At 66.0% G+C, this 17,053-nt stretch carries 19 protein-coding genes; 18 read left to right on the top strand and 1 reads right to left on the bottom strand.

Features of this window, described 5'->3' with window-relative positions; genetic code table 11:
- The 7 genes from VLR48_RS10330 to VLR48_RS10300 all read left to right on the top strand — a co-directional run.
- Positions 1-251 (top strand): L,D-transpeptidase (locus tag VLR48_RS10330; protein WP_325291705.1); only part of this gene is annotated, 251 nt, incomplete at its 5' end.
- Between the two features lie 120 nt (positions 252-371).
- Positions 372-797, top strand: coding sequence for a Tat pathway signal sequence domain protein (locus VLR48_RS10325; RefSeq protein WP_325291704.1), 426 nt, complete (start codon positions 372-374; stop codon positions 795-797).
- A 70-nt stretch (positions 798-867) separates the two neighbouring features.
- Positions 868-1,677 (top strand): MotA/TolQ/ExbB proton channel family protein, encoded by an 810-nt coding sequence (locus VLR48_RS10320; protein ID WP_325291703.1) that lies wholly within the window; start codon positions 868-870, stop codon positions 1,675-1,677.
- Entirely contained in the window at positions 1,667-2,056 is a 390-nt protein-coding gene (locus VLR48_RS10315; RefSeq protein WP_325291702.1) for a biopolymer transporter ExbD, read from the top strand. The genes VLR48_RS10320 and VLR48_RS10315 overlap by 11 nt, the downstream gene beginning before the upstream one ends.
- A 6-nt stretch (positions 2,057-2,062) precedes the next feature.
- Complete coding sequence (locus VLR48_RS10310) at positions 2,063-2,467, top strand: biopolymer transporter ExbD (RefSeq protein WP_325291701.1); 405 nt, start codon at positions 2,063-2,065, stop codon at positions 2,465-2,467.
- A complete protein-coding gene (locus tag VLR48_RS10305) occupies positions 2,460-3,338 on the top strand; it encodes an energy transducer TonB (protein ID WP_325291700.1) in 879 nt (292 codons plus the stop codon). Before VLR48_RS10310 ends, VLR48_RS10305 begins: the two co-directional genes overlap by 8 nt.
- Before the next feature lie 105 nt (positions 3,339-3,443).
- Positions 3,444-5,033 carry a bifunctional UDP-sugar hydrolase/5'-nucleotidase gene (locus VLR48_RS10300; RefSeq protein ID WP_325291699.1) on the top strand — a complete coding sequence of 530 codons (1,590 nt, stop codon included), beginning with the start codon at positions 3,444-3,446 and terminating at the stop codon, positions 5,031-5,033.
- Between the two features lie 318 nt (positions 5,034-5,351).
- On the opposite strand, the gene VLR48_RS10295 is transcribed toward VLR48_RS10300, so the two are convergent.
- Positions 5,352-6,308, bottom strand: a complete 957-nt coding sequence (locus VLR48_RS10295) for an acetyltransferase (protein WP_325291698.1) — start codon at positions 6,306-6,308, stop codon at positions 5,352-5,354.
- A 273-nt stretch (positions 6,309-6,581) separates the two neighbouring features.
- Between VLR48_RS10295 and ndk the strand changes: the two genes are divergently transcribed.
- From ndk to VLR48_RS10240, 11 genes are all read left to right on the top strand, one after another.
- A complete protein-coding gene (ndk, locus tag VLR48_RS10290; RefSeq protein ID WP_325291707.1) occupies positions 6,582-7,010 on the top strand; it encodes a nucleoside-diphosphate kinase in 429 nt (142 codons plus the stop codon).
- Between the two features lie 8 nt (positions 7,011-7,018).
- Positions 7,019-8,137: a 23S rRNA (adenine(2503)-C(2))-methyltransferase RlmN gene (rlmN, locus tag VLR48_RS10285; protein WP_325291697.1), complete on the top strand. Its 1,119-nt coding sequence runs from the start codon at positions 7,019-7,021 to the stop codon at positions 8,135-8,137.
- Positions 8,134-8,928 carry a type IV pilus biogenesis/stability protein PilW gene (gene pilW, locus VLR48_RS10280; RefSeq protein ID WP_325291696.1) on the top strand — a complete coding sequence of 265 codons (795 nt, stop codon included), beginning with the start codon at positions 8,134-8,136 and terminating at the stop codon, positions 8,926-8,928. The genes rlmN and pilW overlap by 4 nt, the downstream gene beginning before the upstream one ends.
- 11 nt (positions 8,929-8,939) lie before the next feature.
- Complete coding sequence (locus VLR48_RS10275) at positions 8,940-10,013, top strand: RodZ domain-containing protein (protein ID WP_325291695.1); 1,074 nt, start codon at positions 8,940-8,942, stop codon at positions 10,011-10,013.
- 57 nt (positions 10,014-10,070) lie between these two features.
- Positions 10,071-11,345 carry a histidine--tRNA ligase gene (gene hisS, locus VLR48_RS10270; protein ID WP_325291694.1) on the top strand — a complete coding sequence of 425 codons (1,275 nt, stop codon included), beginning with the start codon at positions 10,071-10,073 and terminating at the stop codon, positions 11,343-11,345.
- Positions 11,346-11,406: 61 nt separating this feature from the next.
- Positions 11,407-12,033 carry a tetratricopeptide repeat protein gene (locus VLR48_RS10265; RefSeq protein ID WP_325291693.1) on the top strand — a complete coding sequence of 209 codons (627 nt, stop codon included), beginning with the start codon at positions 11,407-11,409 and terminating at the stop codon, positions 12,031-12,033.
- A 17-nt stretch (positions 12,034-12,050) separates the two neighbouring features.
- The gene (gene bamB, locus VLR48_RS10260) at positions 12,051-13,352 is read left to right on the top strand and encodes an outer membrane protein assembly factor BamB (RefSeq protein WP_325291692.1); all 1,302 of its coding nucleotides are present in this window, start codon (positions 12,051-12,053) and stop codon (positions 13,350-13,352) included.
- A gap of 5 nt (positions 13,353-13,357) precedes the next feature.
- On the top strand, positions 13,358-14,758 hold the full coding sequence (gene der, locus VLR48_RS10255; RefSeq protein WP_325291691.1) for a ribosome biogenesis GTPase Der: 1,401 nt from the start codon (positions 13,358-13,360) through the stop codon (positions 14,756-14,758).
- Between the two features lie 43 nt (positions 14,759-14,801).
- A complete protein-coding gene (locus VLR48_RS10250) occupies positions 14,802-15,089 on the top strand; it encodes a hypothetical protein (RefSeq protein WP_325291690.1) in 288 nt (95 codons plus the stop codon).
- 528 nt (positions 15,090-15,617) lie between these two features.
- The gene (locus VLR48_RS10245) at positions 15,618-16,109 is read left to right on the top strand and encodes a hypothetical protein (protein ID WP_325291706.1); all 492 of its coding nucleotides are present in this window, start codon (positions 15,618-15,620) and stop codon (positions 16,107-16,109) included.
- Positions 16,110-16,340: 231 nt separating this feature from the next.
- On the top strand, positions 16,341-16,820 hold the full coding sequence (locus VLR48_RS10240; protein WP_325291689.1) for an Hsp20/alpha crystallin family protein: 480 nt from the start codon (positions 16,341-16,343) through the stop codon (positions 16,818-16,820).
- Positions 16,821-17,053 lie beyond the last annotated feature (233 nt).

Here is a 17,053-nt window from a genome sequence, read left to right as displayed (position 1 = left end):
ACCGAACACCACGGGGCACCTTCTCGGTGCTCAGCAAAGACAAGGACAAGGTGTCGTCTCGGTATACGAACCAGCTCGGCATGCAGGCTTGGATGCCCTACTCCATCCAGTTCTACGGACATTATTTTCTGCATGAGGGCTGGCTTCCGGGTTATCCGGATTCACACGGTTGCGTGCGCGTCGGCGAGAAAGACGCGCGTTTTCTGTTCGAGCGCATGAAGGTCGGCGATCTCGTGAGCGTCGTCGACTGAGCGTACCGAGATCTGCCGGAGCCGGATCTCGTGGATTCTCGAAATCCGATCGGCCCCGATTGACCCGCGCCCCTGAGGGCGGCGAAGATCCTCGGCTCGATAGCTGACAGGCTCCATCGGATGAATCACCGCAACCTCATGCAGGCACTCCTGCTCCTGCCCTTCGTCACCTTCGCGGGTATCGGCAGCGCTCAGGAAATCAAACTCGAGCTCAACAAGATGGAGCCACAGCCCGAGACGCAGGCCTGTCGCGCCTACCTGGTCTTCGACAACAGCGCCGGACCGGCGATCGAGGCACTTCAGCTGGACCTGATCCTGTTCGACCAAACAGGCGTGATTGCCCGACGCCTGGCAGTGGATACCGCACCTTTGCGGGCAGCGAAGACGACCGTAAAGCTGTTCGATATCCCGGATCTCGACTGTGCCGACATCGGACGCATCCTGATCAACGAGGTGCTCGAGTGTCGCGACGCCGAGGGCCCGCAGACCGATTGCATCGAGCGCCTGACACTGTCGACGCGCGCCGAGGCGCAATTGGTGAAATGACCGATGACGCCGCACCGCGCCGAGGCCAGCCCCGAGGCCAGCCCCGAGGCCAACACCGAAGAGTGACCCGATGTCTGAAACCCTGACTGCCGCCGCACTCGCTCCGCTGACCGCCGCGGCGGCCGAGGTGTCGGATCCGTTGACGACAGCGCCATCCTGGCTCGGCATGATCATGCCGTCCCCGCTCGTGACCGTCATCCCCGAGCCGCTGCGCGCCCTGCTCGACGCCGGCGGACCTGTGATGCTGATTCTGGCCGGGATGTCGGTCCTCGCCTTGACCATCGTTCTGATCAAGCTCTGGCAGTTTGCCCGCTTGCGAAACGGCGGTGCCGAGCACATCGAGCCCGCGCTCAACGACTGGCAGGCCGGTCGACGTCGCGAGGCGGTCGAGCGGCTCGCGCAGGCACGCAGCCCGCTCGCCGAGGTGGTTCGGACCGCCATGCTGGGAAGTCTCCACGCGAACGATCCGGCGGCGCTGCGCGAAGAGGTCGAGCGTCGGGCACAGGGGCTGCTGACGTCCTTGCGAAGCCATCTTCGCGGGCTCGAGGTGATCGCGAGCTTGAGTCCGCTGCTCGGTCTGTTGGGAACCGTGATCGGGATGATCGACGCCTTTCGAGCCCTCGAGGCGGCCGGAAATCAGGTCGATCCGTCGGTTCTGTCCGGCGGGATCTGGGTCGCTCTGCTGACCACGGCCGCGGGGCTGTCGGTCGCCATCCCGAGCGTCGTCGCGCTGAATTGGCTGGAGCGTCTCCTCGAAGGCGTGACCCGCCGCTTGGAGGATCAGGTGACGCGCGTGTTCACCGGGGGGCTTCAGCTCGAGGAACCGGTCGTCGCGCCGCAACGGCCGGTTGCTGCGCCAAGGATACCCGATGCGCTTTGACGCGCCCGCACCGCATCGCCGACTCATCAGCCTGACTCCGTTGATCGACGTGGTCTTCATCCTCCTGGTCTTCTTCATGCTCGCCTCCAGCCTGATCAAATGGCAGGCTGTGGAGATGGGCGAACCGGCCTCGGCGAGCGCCGGGACCCCGGTGATCGGGTCTTGGCTGTTGCGTGTGCAGCCGGAAGGACTGGACCTCAACGCCGAGGCGATCGCCACCACCGAGCTTGCCGGACGGGTCGCGGCGCGGATCGGCGAAGACCCGGCGCAGCGCATCCTGGTCCAACCGGCGCCCGGCGTCAGCCTGCAGCGCCTGGTCGACGTCTTGGACCTCCTGCGCGAGGCCGGGGCAACGAACCTGACCCTGTTGCGCCTCTGAATCCCCATGCAATTGAAACGCTCCAAGCCGGCAGCCGACAGCGAAGCCAATCTGATTCCGCTCATCAATGTCGTCTTTCTGTTGTTGATCTTCTTTATGTTGGCCGGCCAACTCACCCCGACCGAGTCGATTGCTCTGGCCCCTCCGCGCTCGGACAGCCCGCAGAGCGCACGAGCAGCGCCGCTTGTCTTGCTGATCGACCGAACGGGACGGATCAGCCTCGACGGCGAGCTGCTCGACGACACGACCCTTGCGGAGAGAGTCGCCGAAAAACTCGCGGAGAGCCTTCCGCACGTTCAGATCAAGGCGGACGCGACCCTCGAAGCACTTCGCTTGGTCGATCTGCTCGAGCAGTTGCGCGCGGCCGGGGTCGAAGACATCGACCTCTTGACCCTGGCGCGAGATGAATGAGCCTGGAGTGATGGAGCCTCGACGCTATCAATGGGTGCTCGCACTCCTCTTCGCCCTCGCCGCCCATCTCGTCCTCGCGCAACTGCTCGAGCCGCCGGCCCCGATCGAGCTGGACGATCCCGGCATCCGCATCTCGCTCGGAGGGGCCGGACCTGCAGGCGGCGGCGCAGCGGGGGCGGCCGAATCCATTGCAGCCGAGGTGGTCCCGGCGACGATCTCGGAGGCGACCGCGATCCAGGCCGTCAGCGTCCCCGCCCTCGCCCCTGAGCTCGCCACGCCCACCGAGACCATCCGGGCCGCCGAGCCCGCGCCGGCTCCGATCACTGCCGTGGAGCCCGTGCGTCCGAAGCCAAAGGCCGAGCCGGTCCGCAGCCGCGAGACACCGCCGCCACGGACCGCTCGAGCCGCGCCCAAGCCCAAACCCGAGACGGGTCCGAAAACGACGAAACCCCGATCGACCTCGGCCAAGACAGCATCCGTCGATGCGAACACCGGCGGAAAACCAGGCGCAGGCGGCAAAGGTGCCCCGTCCGCGGGCGGAGCGGGGGGCGGCGGAACGGTCGGAAAGGCCGACGGGGGCAAATCCAAAGACCGTTACTACGCTCAGCTCGCGGCCTGGCTGGAACGTCACAAGCGCTACCCTTCCCAGGCCCGGAAGATGCGCCAGGAAGGCGTCGTCAGGGTCCGCTTCGTGATCGACCGCAGCGGGAAGGTCCTTTCGCATCGCATCGAGACAAGCTCCGGTCATACCGCACTCGATCGTGCCGCGTCGGAGCTGCTGCGGAGGGCGTCCCCCATGCCGGCGATCCCGGCGAGCATGGGCCGTTCCAGGCTCGAAATCGTGGTGCCGATCGCGTACCGATTGCGTTGACACGCCTCGGCAAGGTGACCGTTCCGGCGCAGCTCGGGCAATCCCGTTGGACGTCTCGCGCGCTTTGGACATAAGCTTTCCGCTCCGCCCGCCGATTCGCCAGCCATGAGCCCAAACATTGTCTGCGTCGCCGACGAGAGGAACCAAGACCCCGATGTCGCCGCTCGCTCGGCGGACCGCCCGAGGCGATCAGGGTCGGCCGTGATCCTTGGGTCTTGTCTCTTGCTCGGCGCTCTTCTGGCACCGGCCCCAGCCTGGGCCGCCTGCGATCAGGGCCAGGCGCTCACCCTCCTGCACTTCAACGACATCCACGGGCAGCTCGAGCCCTACGAAGACCCGCGCGACGGGACCGAGCGCGGCGGCATCGCACGCCTCGCCGCAACCGTCGCCGAGGTTCGGGCGGAGGATCCGAGCCGCCCGGCCGTCCTGTTGTTCGCGGGCGACCTCCTGCAAGGGACACTGACCTCGAGCCTCTTCCTGGGCGTGCCCGACGTGGTGCTTCTCGGGCGCATGGGTGTGGACGCCGCGGTCATGGGGAATCACGAGCTGGACTACGGTCAAGAGATCTTTCGCCGCTTAAACGAGGAGGCCGAATTCCCTTTCCTGAGCGCCAATGTGGCGTCCGACCCACAGCCTCTGCCTGTGCTCTCTTCGGTCGTGATCGAGCGGCCGGATGCGCCGAAGGTCGCGGTTCTGGGACTCACGACACCGGAGCTGACCACCGCGACCCATCCGCGCAACATCGAGGGCATCAGCGTGGAGGAGCCGGTCGCTGTCGCCCGACGCCTGGTGCCGGCGCTTCGCAACGCGGCCGACCTGGTGGTGGTGCTCTCGCACCTGGGGATTGCAGACGATCGCCGGCTGGCCGAATCCGTGCCCGGCATCGACCTGATCGTCGGCGGCCATAATCACAACCTCTACGAACAGCCCGTGTTTGTGGAGAATGTCCCCATCGTACAGGCCGGAGAACGCGGCGGCTGGCTGGGACGCATGGATTTCCGCTGCCGCGAGGGCCGTCTGGCGGGAACCGGCTACACACTGATCCCGATCGATGCCGCGAGCCCCGAGGATCCGGAGATCGCGGCGGAGGTCCGACGCATCACGCTGGACGCCGAGCGGGAGCTCGATACGGTGGTCGGTTTCAGCACGCAGGAGCTCAGCGCCTGGCGCGAGCTGATTCGCCGAGAAGAGGCCCCCTTCGGAAACTTCGTAACTGATTTGGCGCGAGAAATCACCTTGGCCGATGTCGCACTGCTCAACGGCGGCGGCTTTCGGGCCAGCATCCCCGCCGGACCTGTCACACTCAAGTCGATCTATCAGGCCTTCCCATTCCGCAACGAGCTGGTTCTGGGCGAGTTGACCGGCGCCGGGCTGCTCGCCGCACTCGAGCGCAGCGCCGGACTGGACCCGTGGGGCAACCCCGGTGGCTTTCTCCAAGTCTCCGGGGTGCGCTACAGGATCGCGGACGGGCGGCTTGCGAGCGCCACTGTCGGCGACCTCCCCATCGACCCTGCCCGCCGTTATCGGATCGTGACCTCCGACTTTCTCGCCGCCGGCGGAGACGGCTATGCGATGCTCGAGGAGATGACCGATCCCGTCATGACCGGACGCCTCATCTCGGACATGGTCATCGAGGGCTTCCGCATCGAAAGCCCGGTGAGCGCCAAGACCGACGGGCGGATCATGCGACGCTGAATCTCGGCGCACCTCAAAGCGCCCCTCGCCAAACTTTCCCCTCATACCAGTAAAGGTCGACGCCCGCCATTCGGCAACGTCGACGCCTCCATTACCGTACACATAACGGCATCTCCCGTTCCCCTCGGTGCTTCGCCCGACACGGCGTCGCGCAGTGCCGAGTCTGTGGACCTGCGGGTTCAGGAAGAGCAATCGCGCGATCGAGAGACGACGCACGTGCTCAAGGATGTCGGGTCCTTCATCGCCGACGTCGAATAGGACTCGAACCGGGCCGTGTCAGATGCCGCAGCGCCTCTTCCGAGGCGCTGCGGCTTTTCGTTATACGAACGCAGCGCGGAAACGTTCCAGGAAGGTGTCGTACTCGGCCTCGGGCAACAGATTGACCCCTGCCGCCGCCTTTCGCCCCCCGCCGCTCGGAAAACTCCGACAGAGCACATCCGCCCCGTCCGGGCGCGCGAGCGGCGCGCGGACACTGACGAGAAATCCGCCCCCGGGCAACCCGGTCAGCATGGCATGCGCCTTCTCGGGAGCCTGTTGGGCCAGCTCGTTGGCGAAGACGCCGCTGGCACGGCGGGCCCACGGTTGGGCCGGAAGGATAAAGAGACGGTGCCGCTCGCTCTCGAACCCGGGGGCGACGGCGCGCGCCCGAGCCATGTCGTCGGCATAGCCGTCGCGCAGGGCGGCAAACGTCGGATCCTCGACGATAAAGGTCAAAGGATCGGCGTAGGGCTGCAAGCTGCGGAAAAGCACGTCAGGTGCAAACAAGAGGTCCTCGACCGTCTCGCCGTAACCGTTGTAGTTGAGAAAGATGCCGAGATCGCGCAGCAGTCCGAGCTCCCCTTCGGTCAGGCCCAAGGGCTCGGCGGCGCGTCGGGCGGACGCGTCGAAGTTGTCACCGAAGGTCCCGACCACGGCCCATGCCCGTTGCGAGCCATTAAGATAATCGTCGACCAGCAGACTGGTCCCCTTGTCGGGCAACGTCTCGATGTGGACATCCAGCGCCGGATGGGCCGGAATCTCGCCGGCGAAGTGGTGATCGAAATAGCGGATCCGCGCACCCTGCCCCAGCAAGCGCTCGACCGCACCGCGATTCTTGTCGAACGAGATATCCATCGCGGTGACCTGATCGCCCTCGACCGCCTCGACCCGCTCGAGCAAGGCGATGTCGCGTTTCACACCGGTGACCAGGATGCTCTCGATCGGCTCGGCCAGACGCAGTTGCTGCAGGGCACAGAGGCCGTCGGCATCGCCGTTGAAGACATCGTAATGGCTCATTCGGAAAACCGTTTGCGCGCGGAAGGAGGTCGGCCGATTATCCGCCGAACCGCCCGGCCGATCCAAACCCGCAACCGCTCACGCCGAACACGGCTAGCCGGCGTAGCCGGCGTTGCTCGAGGCGTTCCCGATCGGTAGACTTTGCAATCCACTCAAGTCTCCGACGGGGACGGGCCGCGAGGCGAGCCGACGGGCAGATTGTCCCGAGAACCCCAGCTCGCGATTCCGGCGATCCGACCCAACCCCTCTATGCATCCTCTATTTGGAACCACCATGGCCATCGAGCAGACGCTATCCATCATCAAGCCCAACGCGGTGGCGAAAAACGCCATCGGCGCCATCCTGGGCCGTTTCGAAGCAGCCGGGCTGCAAATCGTTGCCGCGCGGATGCTCCATATGAGCAAGGAGCAGGCATCCGCCTTCTACGGAATCCACCAGGGCAAGCCCTTCTTCGACGAGCTGGTCGAGTTCATGACCTCCGGTCCGGTGATGGTTCAGGTCCTCGAAGGCGAGGACGCGGTCGCAAAGAATCGCGACATCATGGGCGCCACCAACCCGGCCAATGCCGCACCCGGCACCATCCGTGCGGACTTCGCCGATTCCTTCACCGAGAACGCGGCGCACGGCTCGGATGCCGCGGATACCGCGGCCGTGGAGATCGCCTTCTTCTTCCCGGAAGGCGTTTGCCCGCGCACCCGCTGAGGATCCCCGTGACCAACGCCGAGCTCAAGCCCAACCTCCTCGACCTGGATCTTGCCGACTGCGAGAGACTGGTGCTCGGGCTCGGCTTCAAGGCGTTTCACGGACGCAGCCTCTTCAAATGGATCCACAAGCACGGCGTCGTCGACTACGGCGCCATGACGGATCTGTCACGGGGGTTGCGCGATACGCTACGCGAGACCGTCGAGATCCGCCTGCCGCGCATCATCCACGATCAGCCCTCGGCCGACGGAACCATCAAATGGATCATGGAGCTTGAAGACGGTCAGCGCATCGAGACCGTCTTCATCCCGGAGGGACGCCGCACGACCATCTGCGTCTCATCCCAGGTGGGGTGCGCGCTCAACTGCTCCTTCTGCGCAACCGCCACTCAGGGCTTCAACCGCAACCTGACGGTCGGAGAGATCGCCGGTCAGATCTGGCATGCCACCCGGCAGATGGGTTCAGCACCGTCCAACGTGGTCATGATGGGTATGGGCGAGCCGCTCGCCAATTTCGATGCCGTCGTCAAGGCGATGGACATCATGCAGGATGATTTCGCCTACATGATCGCCAAGACGCGCCTGACGCTCAGCACCTCGGGTATCGTCCCGAATATTTATCGGTTGCGCGAGGTGAGCGACGTCTCGCTCGCCGTCTCGCTGCATGCACCCAACGATGCCCTGCGCGACGAGCTGGTCCCGATCAACCGAAAATATCCGCTCGCCGAGCTGCTGCCGGCCTGCAAGGCTTACGTGGGCAACGACAAACGCCGCCGCATCACCTGGGAATACGTGATGCTCGACGGCATCAACGACAGCCTGGCGCATGCCAAGCAGATGATCCGCCTGCTCGAGGGGATTCCGTCGAAGGTCAACCTGATCCCCTTCAACCCCTTCCCCGGAAACCAGTACGCCACCTCGCCGCCCGAGCGCATCGAGGCCTTTCGCGCGCGCCTCGCCGGTGCCGGCATCTTCACCATGACCCGCAAGACCCGCGGCGACGAGATCGCCGCCGCCTGCGGGCAGCTCGTCGGTCGGGTCGAGGATCGCACCCGTCGGCTCGGGCGCGTCGCGGTCGCGATCCCTTTGAACGGCGGGGCTCGGATTGAGAAGGCGGCGACGCCATGACGAGTCAACCCGCCGGCCGGCTCACGACGAACGCAGTCCTGGTGACGAGCGCACTCTGTCTCGGCTTGGCCGGCTGCGCGAGCAAAGCCACACAGCCAGACTCCGATCCGCTCGGGCTCGATCCGCAGGACAGCCCCGCGGCCCTTTACGTCGAGATGGCCGAGGAGTACTACAACCGCGGCCAGACCGAGGTCGCATTCCGTCGCGCTCAGCAGGCGATCGAGGCCGACAAGAATTACCCCAAGGCCCACGTGTGGCTCGCATTCATGTACGAAGAGATGGGCAAGCCCGACCTCGCGGCCACGCACTACGAGCGCGCCGTCAAGCTCGCGCCGAACAACTCGGATGTCCTCTACGCCTTCGGCGCCTATCAGTGTCGACAAAAGCGCTACACCGAGGCGGACGTTTACTTCAAGAAGGCGCTGGACAACCCACTCTACTCGACGCCTTGGGTCGCGATGACCAACGCGGGCACCTGTGCGGGCAGCGCCGGTGACGCGGTCAAGGCGGAAGGCTACTATCGCGCTGCCGTCACCGCCAACTCCGGCTTCGGCCCGGCGCTGGTGAAGCTCGCAGAGATCGAGCTCAAACGCGGCAACATGCAGGGGGCAAAGCTCTATCTGGATCGCTACTTCGAGCCGACGACCTTGCGCACCCCTGCGACGGCCCGGGAGGCACTCGCCACCGCGGTCACGACCGAACGTGCACTGGGTAACCGAGCCCGCGCAGCCGAGTACGAGAAGGCGATGCGCGCAAACTTTCCGGATGCGTCCGAGACCCGCGAGCTGTAGGGACCTCAAGAGTGACAAACCAGACACAATCGACCGACCCGAACGACCAGAACGTGGTCGAGTTCGGCGATAGCCCGGGGCGACGCCTGCGGGTGCAGCGCCAATCGCGTGGCCTGGCGATCGAGCGGATCGCCTCGCAGCTGCACCTCAAGCCCGAGATCATCGAGGCGCTCGAACAGGACCGCTTCGACCTCTTGCCCGACCCGGTCTTCATCACCGGCTATCTGCGCAACTACGCGCGCATGCTCGGCCTTGACCCGACGCCGCTGATTGCCGCCTACCAGGCCCACGCCGGGACACCGAAGAGATTGGAGCCCGCCCGCCCGATCCCGGGGTCCGATCGCGAGTCGGGCGGCACCCGCATCCTGGTGCGCCTCGTCAGCCTCGCCTTGGCCGCCGCGGTCGTCGCGATGATTGCACTCTGGTGGCACGATCGCCCCGAGCTCGCCCCGGAGCTGGGCCTCGACACGACAGACCCGGATCCGCTGGTCATGGATGCCGAGGGCAGTGGCGATAGCGAAGGCATCGATACACCGGCTCCCGAGCTCGCCGAGGAGACACCCGAAGCGGTGAGCGAATCGACCCCGACGGACGGCCTCGCAACAACGATGACGCCCGAGCCGCCGATCGCCGAGCCGTCCGACGTCGACCCCGATCGACCCGGCACGCGCCTTGACTCGCCCGCATCCATGACCGATTCGGCGCCGGGATCGTCACCCGAGCCGGTGACCGAGCCGACAGCCGGCCCGCTCGCCGAGACCACAAGCGGGTCGATTCAAACGGCCGCGACGACTGATGCCGACACCCCGACGCCCGCCGCCGAGCCCACGACGGCGACGGGCATCGTCCTCGAATTTACCGGCCCCTCTTGGCTCGAAATCCGCGACGCCGCCGGACAGCGCCTCGTCGCCGGCGAGATGAAGGCCGGGGATCGGCAAGAGGTGACCGGGCAAGCCCCTTTCCGGTTCACCGTCGGGCGGGTCAACAACAGCAGCATGACGGTCGACGGCAAGCCCTTCGATCTGGAAGGTCGTTCGCGCGGCAACGTGGCGCGATTCTCGTTCGATCCCGCATCGCCCGAGTGACGGTGCGCTCAGGCCGAACCCATCCGAGCGTCGCCCGCACACATCGAGCCGCCGAACATGAGTAAATACATCCAGGCCATTCGCGGGATGCACGACATCCTGCCTGAGGCCGTCGCCACCTGGCATCGCATCGAGGACGCCGCGCGCTCCATCCTTTCAGGCTACGGCTATGCCGAGATCCGCACGCCGATCATCGAGGTCACGGATCTGTTCAAGCGCTCCATCGGCGAGGTCACCGACATCGTCGAGAAGGAGATGTACAGCTTCGAGGATCGCAACGGCGACAGCCTGAGTCTGCGCCCCGAGGGAACCGCGAGCTGCGTGCGCGCCGCGATCGAGCACGGGCTGCTCGTCCAGCCCCAGCGCCTGTGGTATCGCGGCCCGATGTTCCGCCACGAGCGCCCGCAACGCGGCCGTTACCGGCAATTCAATCAGATCGGCGCCGAGGTCTTCGGGCTCGCGGGTCCGGATATCGATCTTGAGCTGATCCTGCTCACCGCACGGCTGTGGCGTGCGCTCGGACTGAATGGCCTGCGTCTGGAGATCAACAGCCTCGGCGACCCCGAGGAGCGCCGCCTGTATCGCGAGCAGCTGGTGACCTATCTGGAGGCACGGCGCGAGCATCTGGACGCCGAGAGTCTGCGGCGCCTGCACACCAATCCACTGCGCGTCCTGGACTCCAAACACCCGGAGACACAGAAGGTCGTCGCCGATGCGCCGACGCTGATGGATCATCTCGGCGAGGAGAGCCTGGCCCATTTTCAGGGCGTTCGCCACGGTCTCGATCAGGCGCGTATCCCCTACCGTCTCAATCCGCGGCTGGTGCGGGGTCTGGACTACTACAACCGCACGGTGTTCGAGTGGATCACCGAGGATCTGGGCGCCCAAGGCACCGTCTGTGCCGGAGGCCGCTACGACGGATTGGTCGAGCAGCTCGGTGGCCGCGCAACCCCGGCCGTGGGCTTCGCCTTGGGCCTCGAGCGCTTGGTGGAGCTGCTCGCGCTCGCGGGTCACGCCGGCGAGCCTGCGGTGCATGCCTACCTGGTCGCGGTCGGCGATCAGGCCCAGCTCGAGGCCCCGGCCCTGGCCGAGCGTCTGCGCGATGCCCTTCCCCGTCTGCGACTCATGTCCCACTGTGGCGGCGGCAGCTTCAAGAGCCAGTTCAAGAAGGCCGACAAGAGCGGCGCAACCTTCGCACTCGTCCTCGGCGAGGCGGAGCTGGCGCAGGGCATCGTCGGCGTCAAACCCTTGCGGGACGACAGCGGTCAGCAGGAGCTTGGGTTCGACGATTTGGTCGATTTCCTGGCCCGAGAGATCGAGAACCCGGATTGATGGCGGCGGGCGATAACGCCGGCCGGGCCGCACGGGAATCCACGACACCACGGAGAACGAAGTGAGTTACGAGACCGACGACGAAAAAGTCGAAGCCATCAAGGCCTGGTGGAAAGAGAACGGCGTGGCGATAGTCATGGGCATCGCCATCGGACTGGGTGCCATCGTCGGCTGGCGCTACTGGGGCGATTATCGCGACAGCGTCGCCGGCCAGGGCTCGGCGGTCTTCGACCAGGTGCTCGCGAACGCCGCGACCGGTCAAACCGAGGCGGTCGTGACCCAGGCCCGCATGCTGAACGACGAGTTCTCATCGACGCCCTATGCGGCGCTCGGCGCGCTGGTCGAGGCGAAGGCGCTCTACGAGTCCGGCCAAGCCGAGGCGGCCATGACCGCCTTGACAGGGGTGATCGCCGCCGCCCCGGACCCCGCCCTGGCCCGCATCGCAGCGCTTCGCCTGGCGCGGATCCAGGTTGCGGAGGGGCGTCTGGACGAGGCGGCCAAGACCGTTGCGGATCACGACACCAGTCCCGAGTTTGCCGGCGACTTTGCCGCGGTGCGGGGCGACATCGCCGCGGCACGCGGGGATACGGTCGCGGCGCGCGCAGCTTACGAGCAGGCGATCGCCGAAGGGACCGGGTTCTCGCAGTTGATCCGTCTCAAGCTCGACAACCTACCCGCCGCCGGATAGCGGTCGGAGAGCCGTCTATGGTCACGCAATCGAAAGCGGGCGCCGCCCGACTCGGGGTACTGCTTCTCGCCGGCCTGTTGAGCGGTTGCGGGATGATCCCCTGGATCGGCGCCGACAAGGATCCCACACCGCCGACCAAGCTCACCGAGATCGCGCAGACGGTCGGCTTGACGACCCTCTGGTCGGCGCGAGTGACGCGCGGCACGGCGGAACGACGGCTCTATTTGGTCCCGGTGCTCGCCGCGGATCGCCTCTATGTCGCCGATCCACGCGGTCGGCTGGTCGCCGTCGCCGCGGACAGCGGTCGCGTCCTCTGGGAGCGCGACACGGATCTGCAGTTCAGCGGTGGACCCGATGTGAAGGGCGACCGCTTGGTCATCGGCACCAGTCGGGGCGAGCTCATCGCCTTCTCCAACAGCGACGGCAAGGAGCTTTGGCGCACACAGCTCGGCAGCGAGGTTCTCTCGGTCCCGCGCCTGACCGACACCGCCCAAGTGATCGTCCACACCCTGGACGACAGCATTTACGGGATCGATGCCAACACCGGCACCCAGCAATGGCGCGTCAATTATCCGGCGCCCGTGCTCACCTTGCGCGGCAGCAGTAGTCCGGTCATGACGCCAGCAGGGGTTCTCGTCGGGCTCTCCGGCGGCAAGCTCCTGAACCTCGATCCGGCCGACGGCACACCGCTCTGGGAGGTCGCCATCACCCGTCCGAGCGGGCGTTCCGAGCTCTCGCGCATCGCCGACATCGATGCCGACCCGGTCGTGATCGGGACCATCGCCTTCGTCGGCTCCTACAACGGCGATCTGGCCGCCGTCGACATCAGCACCGGCACCATTATCTGGCGACGCGAGCTCTCCGCACACGCCGGACTCGTCGCCGATGCCTCCGATCTCTTCATCACCGATTCGAGCGACCAGATCTGGGGCGCCGACCCGAACGACGGCGCCGGGCGTTGGCGGCAAGAGGGTCTGCGCTACCGTCAGGTGACCGCCCCCGCGTTGGTGGGCAACCTGATCGCGGTCGGCGACCTCGACGGCTATGTCCACCTGCTCACGCGCTCCGACGGCCGTCTGGTCGGGCGCACCCGCATTACGGGCAAAGGGGCGATCACGGCACGACCCTTGGTTGTCGGCAACCGTCTCTATGTCTTCGCCGACGACGGCACACTGGCCGCATTGAGCATCGGCGGTGCGCCCGCGGCCAAGACGAGCCTGCGCGGCAGCGCGCCCGCCGATGCGGGTGCCGCCTCGCGCGATGTCGACACCGCACCGGCCGATTCGCCGGGATCCGCACCACCGGAGTCCAGCCCCTGAACGGCATGCTGCCCGTCATCACACTGATCGGCCGCCCCAACGTGGGCAAGTCGACGCTATTCAATCGACTCACGCACACGCGCGATGCACTGGTTGCGGACTTTCCCGGCCTGACCCGCGATCGCCAGTACGGGATCGGCGTCGTGGGACCGAGCCGCTATGTCATCGTCGACACCGGCGGCATCAGCCAGGCCGTCGACGGGGTCGAGGCCCTCATGGAGCGCCAGGTCCAGCTCGCGATCGACGAGGCGGATCATCTGCTCTTCCTCGTCGACGCGCGCGACGGCTGCACCCCGGGCGACATCGAGATCGCCGCACGGCTGCGCCGCATGGGCAAGCCGGTGAGCCTGGTGGTCAACAAGAGCGACACCATGGACCCGGTGCTGGCCACCGCCGACTTCCATCGGCTCGGTCTCGGCGAGCCCAGGGCGGTCTCGGCCACCCACGGGCGCGGCGTGCAGGACCTCATCGACGCCGTCTTCGCCGGATTCCCGGCGACCGACGAGGAGGGGATCGACGCCGCCCAGACCGAGGAAGGGATCCGAGTCGCGATCGTCGGGCGCCCGAACGCAGGCAAATCGACACTCATCAACCGCATCCTCGGCGACGACCGGCTGGTCACCTTCGACAGCCCGGGCACCACGCGGGACAGCATCTTCGTCCCCTTCGAGCAACAGGGTCGCCATTACACCCTGATCGACACCGCTGGCATGCGCCGACGCGCCCGGGTCGACGACGTGATCGAGAAGTTCAGCGTCATCAAGACACTCCAGGCGATCGACGCAGCCAATGTCGTCATCCTGGTGCTCGATGCCCACGAGGGCGTCGGCGAGCAGGACGCCACGCTCGCGGGACACATCATCGAGCGCGGTCGGGCACTGGTGGTCGCGATCAACAAATGGGACGGGCTGGATCCGGACCAACGCGAGCAGATCAAGACCCAGTTCGCGCGCAAGCTTGCCTTCCTCGACTTCGCCAAGATGCACCTGGTCTCCGCACTGCACGGCAGCGGTGTGGGCCTTCTGCTCGATGAGGTCGAGAAGGCCTACGCCAATGCCACCCGCAACCTCTCGACACCCGAGCTGACGCGACTGCTCGAGGACGCCGTTCAGGAGCATCAACCGCCCCTGGTACACGGCAGACGCATCAAGCTGCGCTATGCCCACCAAGGTGGGCGCAACCCGCCCATCATCATCATCCACGGCAACCAGACAGAGTCGGTCCCGGACACCTACCGGCGCTATCTGATCAACCGCTTCAGGCGCGAGCTCAAGCTCCTGGGCACCCCCTTGCGGATCGAGTTCAAGAGCGGCACCAACCCCTTCGCAGGTCGTCGCAACAAGCTCACGCCCAGCCAGATCAAGAATCGCCAGCGACTCAAGACGTTTGTGAACCGCAAGCGATAGGGGCATCGGTGACATGCGACGCGAGAACTTTCGGAGACCTCACATGCTCTATCCTTTGTTGCTCGCACTCGTGCTGCTCCCTTCGCCCTCCTTCGGTGCCGATTACTACCTGAGCAACGCCGGCCGCGATACGAACTCAGGGGCATCGCCTCAAGCCCATTGGCGCTCCTTAAACAAAATCAACGACCTCATTCTCTTTCCCGGCGATCGCGTCTTCTTGCGGGGAGGGGACAGCTTTTACGGAAATGTGTTCTTCGACGCGTTCGATCGAGGAACAGCGGCCGCCCCGATCCGTGTCGGCTCTTATGGAACCGGGAGGGCAACGATCTAGGCCGGGGAAGGCGATGGCATCTTTGCCTACAACACCGCCGGTTTCGTCATTTCCAACCTCAACGTCAGGGGATCCGGCGCGGACGCCAACGACGGCGCCGGCATTATCTTCTACACCGACCTACCGGGAGGCGTGAAGCTCAACAGCATCTCCTTGAGCAAGATCGATGCAAGCGGGTTTCATTATGCGGGGGTCGAGATCGGCGCGTGGAACGGAACGACCGGGTTTACGAATGTCGCCATCAACGGCCTTGCTCGTAACCGGCCATCGTGGCACGTGGCGCAGAGCGCCAGGGGCAGGCGTGACACCGCAGAGCGGGTGTCACGAGCGACTGATGTCTTGGGTCGCCGGTCTTGGGTCTTGCGAGCGAGGCCTCGTCTCGCTAAGGAACCTGCCGTATGCTTGTTCTCGCTCATCACCCCACCGCAGACCGCGATCCGCCGACCGACCCTGAAAGCCAACAGCGACAGCATGATGGACGATCACGCCCCCCCCGCAAGCCCCCCACGCGTCCAGACGCTCGGCGCCATGGGTGCGCAGATCAAGCAGGTCGTGTCCTTGCTCGGGCGTTTCGGCCTGAGGTTCCGCGTCCATGACGCAGGCCAGCCGATTCCGGGCTCCTATTGGGGTGAGTCGGAAGCCGGCCTAGTCGGCGACGTCCTGCATGCCACACCCGAGACGCCTCTGCACTCGGTTCTGCACGAGGCGGGGCATTGGATCTGTATGGACCCGGATCGGCGCGCGCGCCTGCATACGGATGCCGGTGGCGACGACCCGGAAGAGAATGCGGTCTGTTATCTCCAAGTGCTGTTGGCGGATGCGATCCCGGGGCTCGGGCGCGAGCGCCTCTTCGCCGACATGGATGCCTGGGGCTACAGCTTTCGGCTGGGCTCGACCAAGCGTTGGTTCGAGCAGGATGCCGAGGATGCGCGACTCTGGCTCTTGGCGCATGGCCTCGTCGATTCGGCGGATCGCCCGACTTGGCGGGTGCGCCAATGTCCTCCGCCGCCCTATACTTGACGTATCGGATCCCCGAAGATGTAGGAGTCACCGATGCGTATCGCTCACCTGCCCGCCGCGGTTTTGATCATCGTCGCTTCCGCCCCGTCCTTCGCATGGGGTCCTTACGGACCGCCACCGCCCGGACCTTACGCTCCCGCTGCCCCATGGGCCGGCGGATGGAGCAACCATGGCCCCTTCGTGGACCCGGGCAACCCTTACGCGCCGCAGTCTTTCGGACCACCTCCGTTCATGGAGCCGCCGGGGCTGCCTGTGCCGCCGAGTAACCCCTTCGCCGCACAATCGAACGGACCTTCCGCGCAGCCCGCGGCCTTGAGCCGGCAGGCGAGACATCTGTCGATCTCGCGACGAGCGACCCCCGACGCCTATCTCGTCGAGATCAGGCTTGCAAACATCGCTCCCGAGCAGGTCCAAATCAGTTCAAGAGGGCGCGGATTGAGGATTGCTTACCGGACTCGGGCCGAGGAGTATCAAACGGATAGCTTCGACGCGGGCTACGGCCGGGGCTACAGTGTCATGCGCGGGTCGGCGAGTCAGCGTCTGACCTTGCCGCCGGACGCCGACGTCGCGTCCATGTCGCGCGAGGTGACCTCGGACCGGATCCAGCTGCGTATCCCGCGTGTGGATCTGCGCCGAGCGGCGCCTTGGCTTGGTCCATCGGTGCCGGAGCAGAACGCCGAATCAGATCGGAGCGCAGCTGCACCGGAGTGAGCAGTCATCCATTAGCCGAGGTGGTTTCCGGGGAGTATCGACCAACGCGGGCGACTAAAGTCGCCGCTACCCCTGCCCGGCACTGCGCTCAAGCCGGGTGACCGCGGGTGATCGCTCACCCGCGGTTCCCACAGATCCGGACGTGCCCAATTCAGGCATCCGGCTCCTCGGCCTAAACGTTCGCTACGTGGCATAAAGGCTGTGGACCGCACGCGCGGGCGGGAGGGGATGAC

This window comes from Thiocapsa sp., assembly GCF_035467215.1.
In the GTDB taxonomy this organism is placed as follows: domain Bacteria; phylum Pseudomonadota; class Gammaproteobacteria; order Chromatiales; family Chromatiaceae; genus Thiocapsa.
Note: the sequence above shows the minus strand (reverse complement) of the source record. Positions and strands in the feature narration are given on the sequence as shown.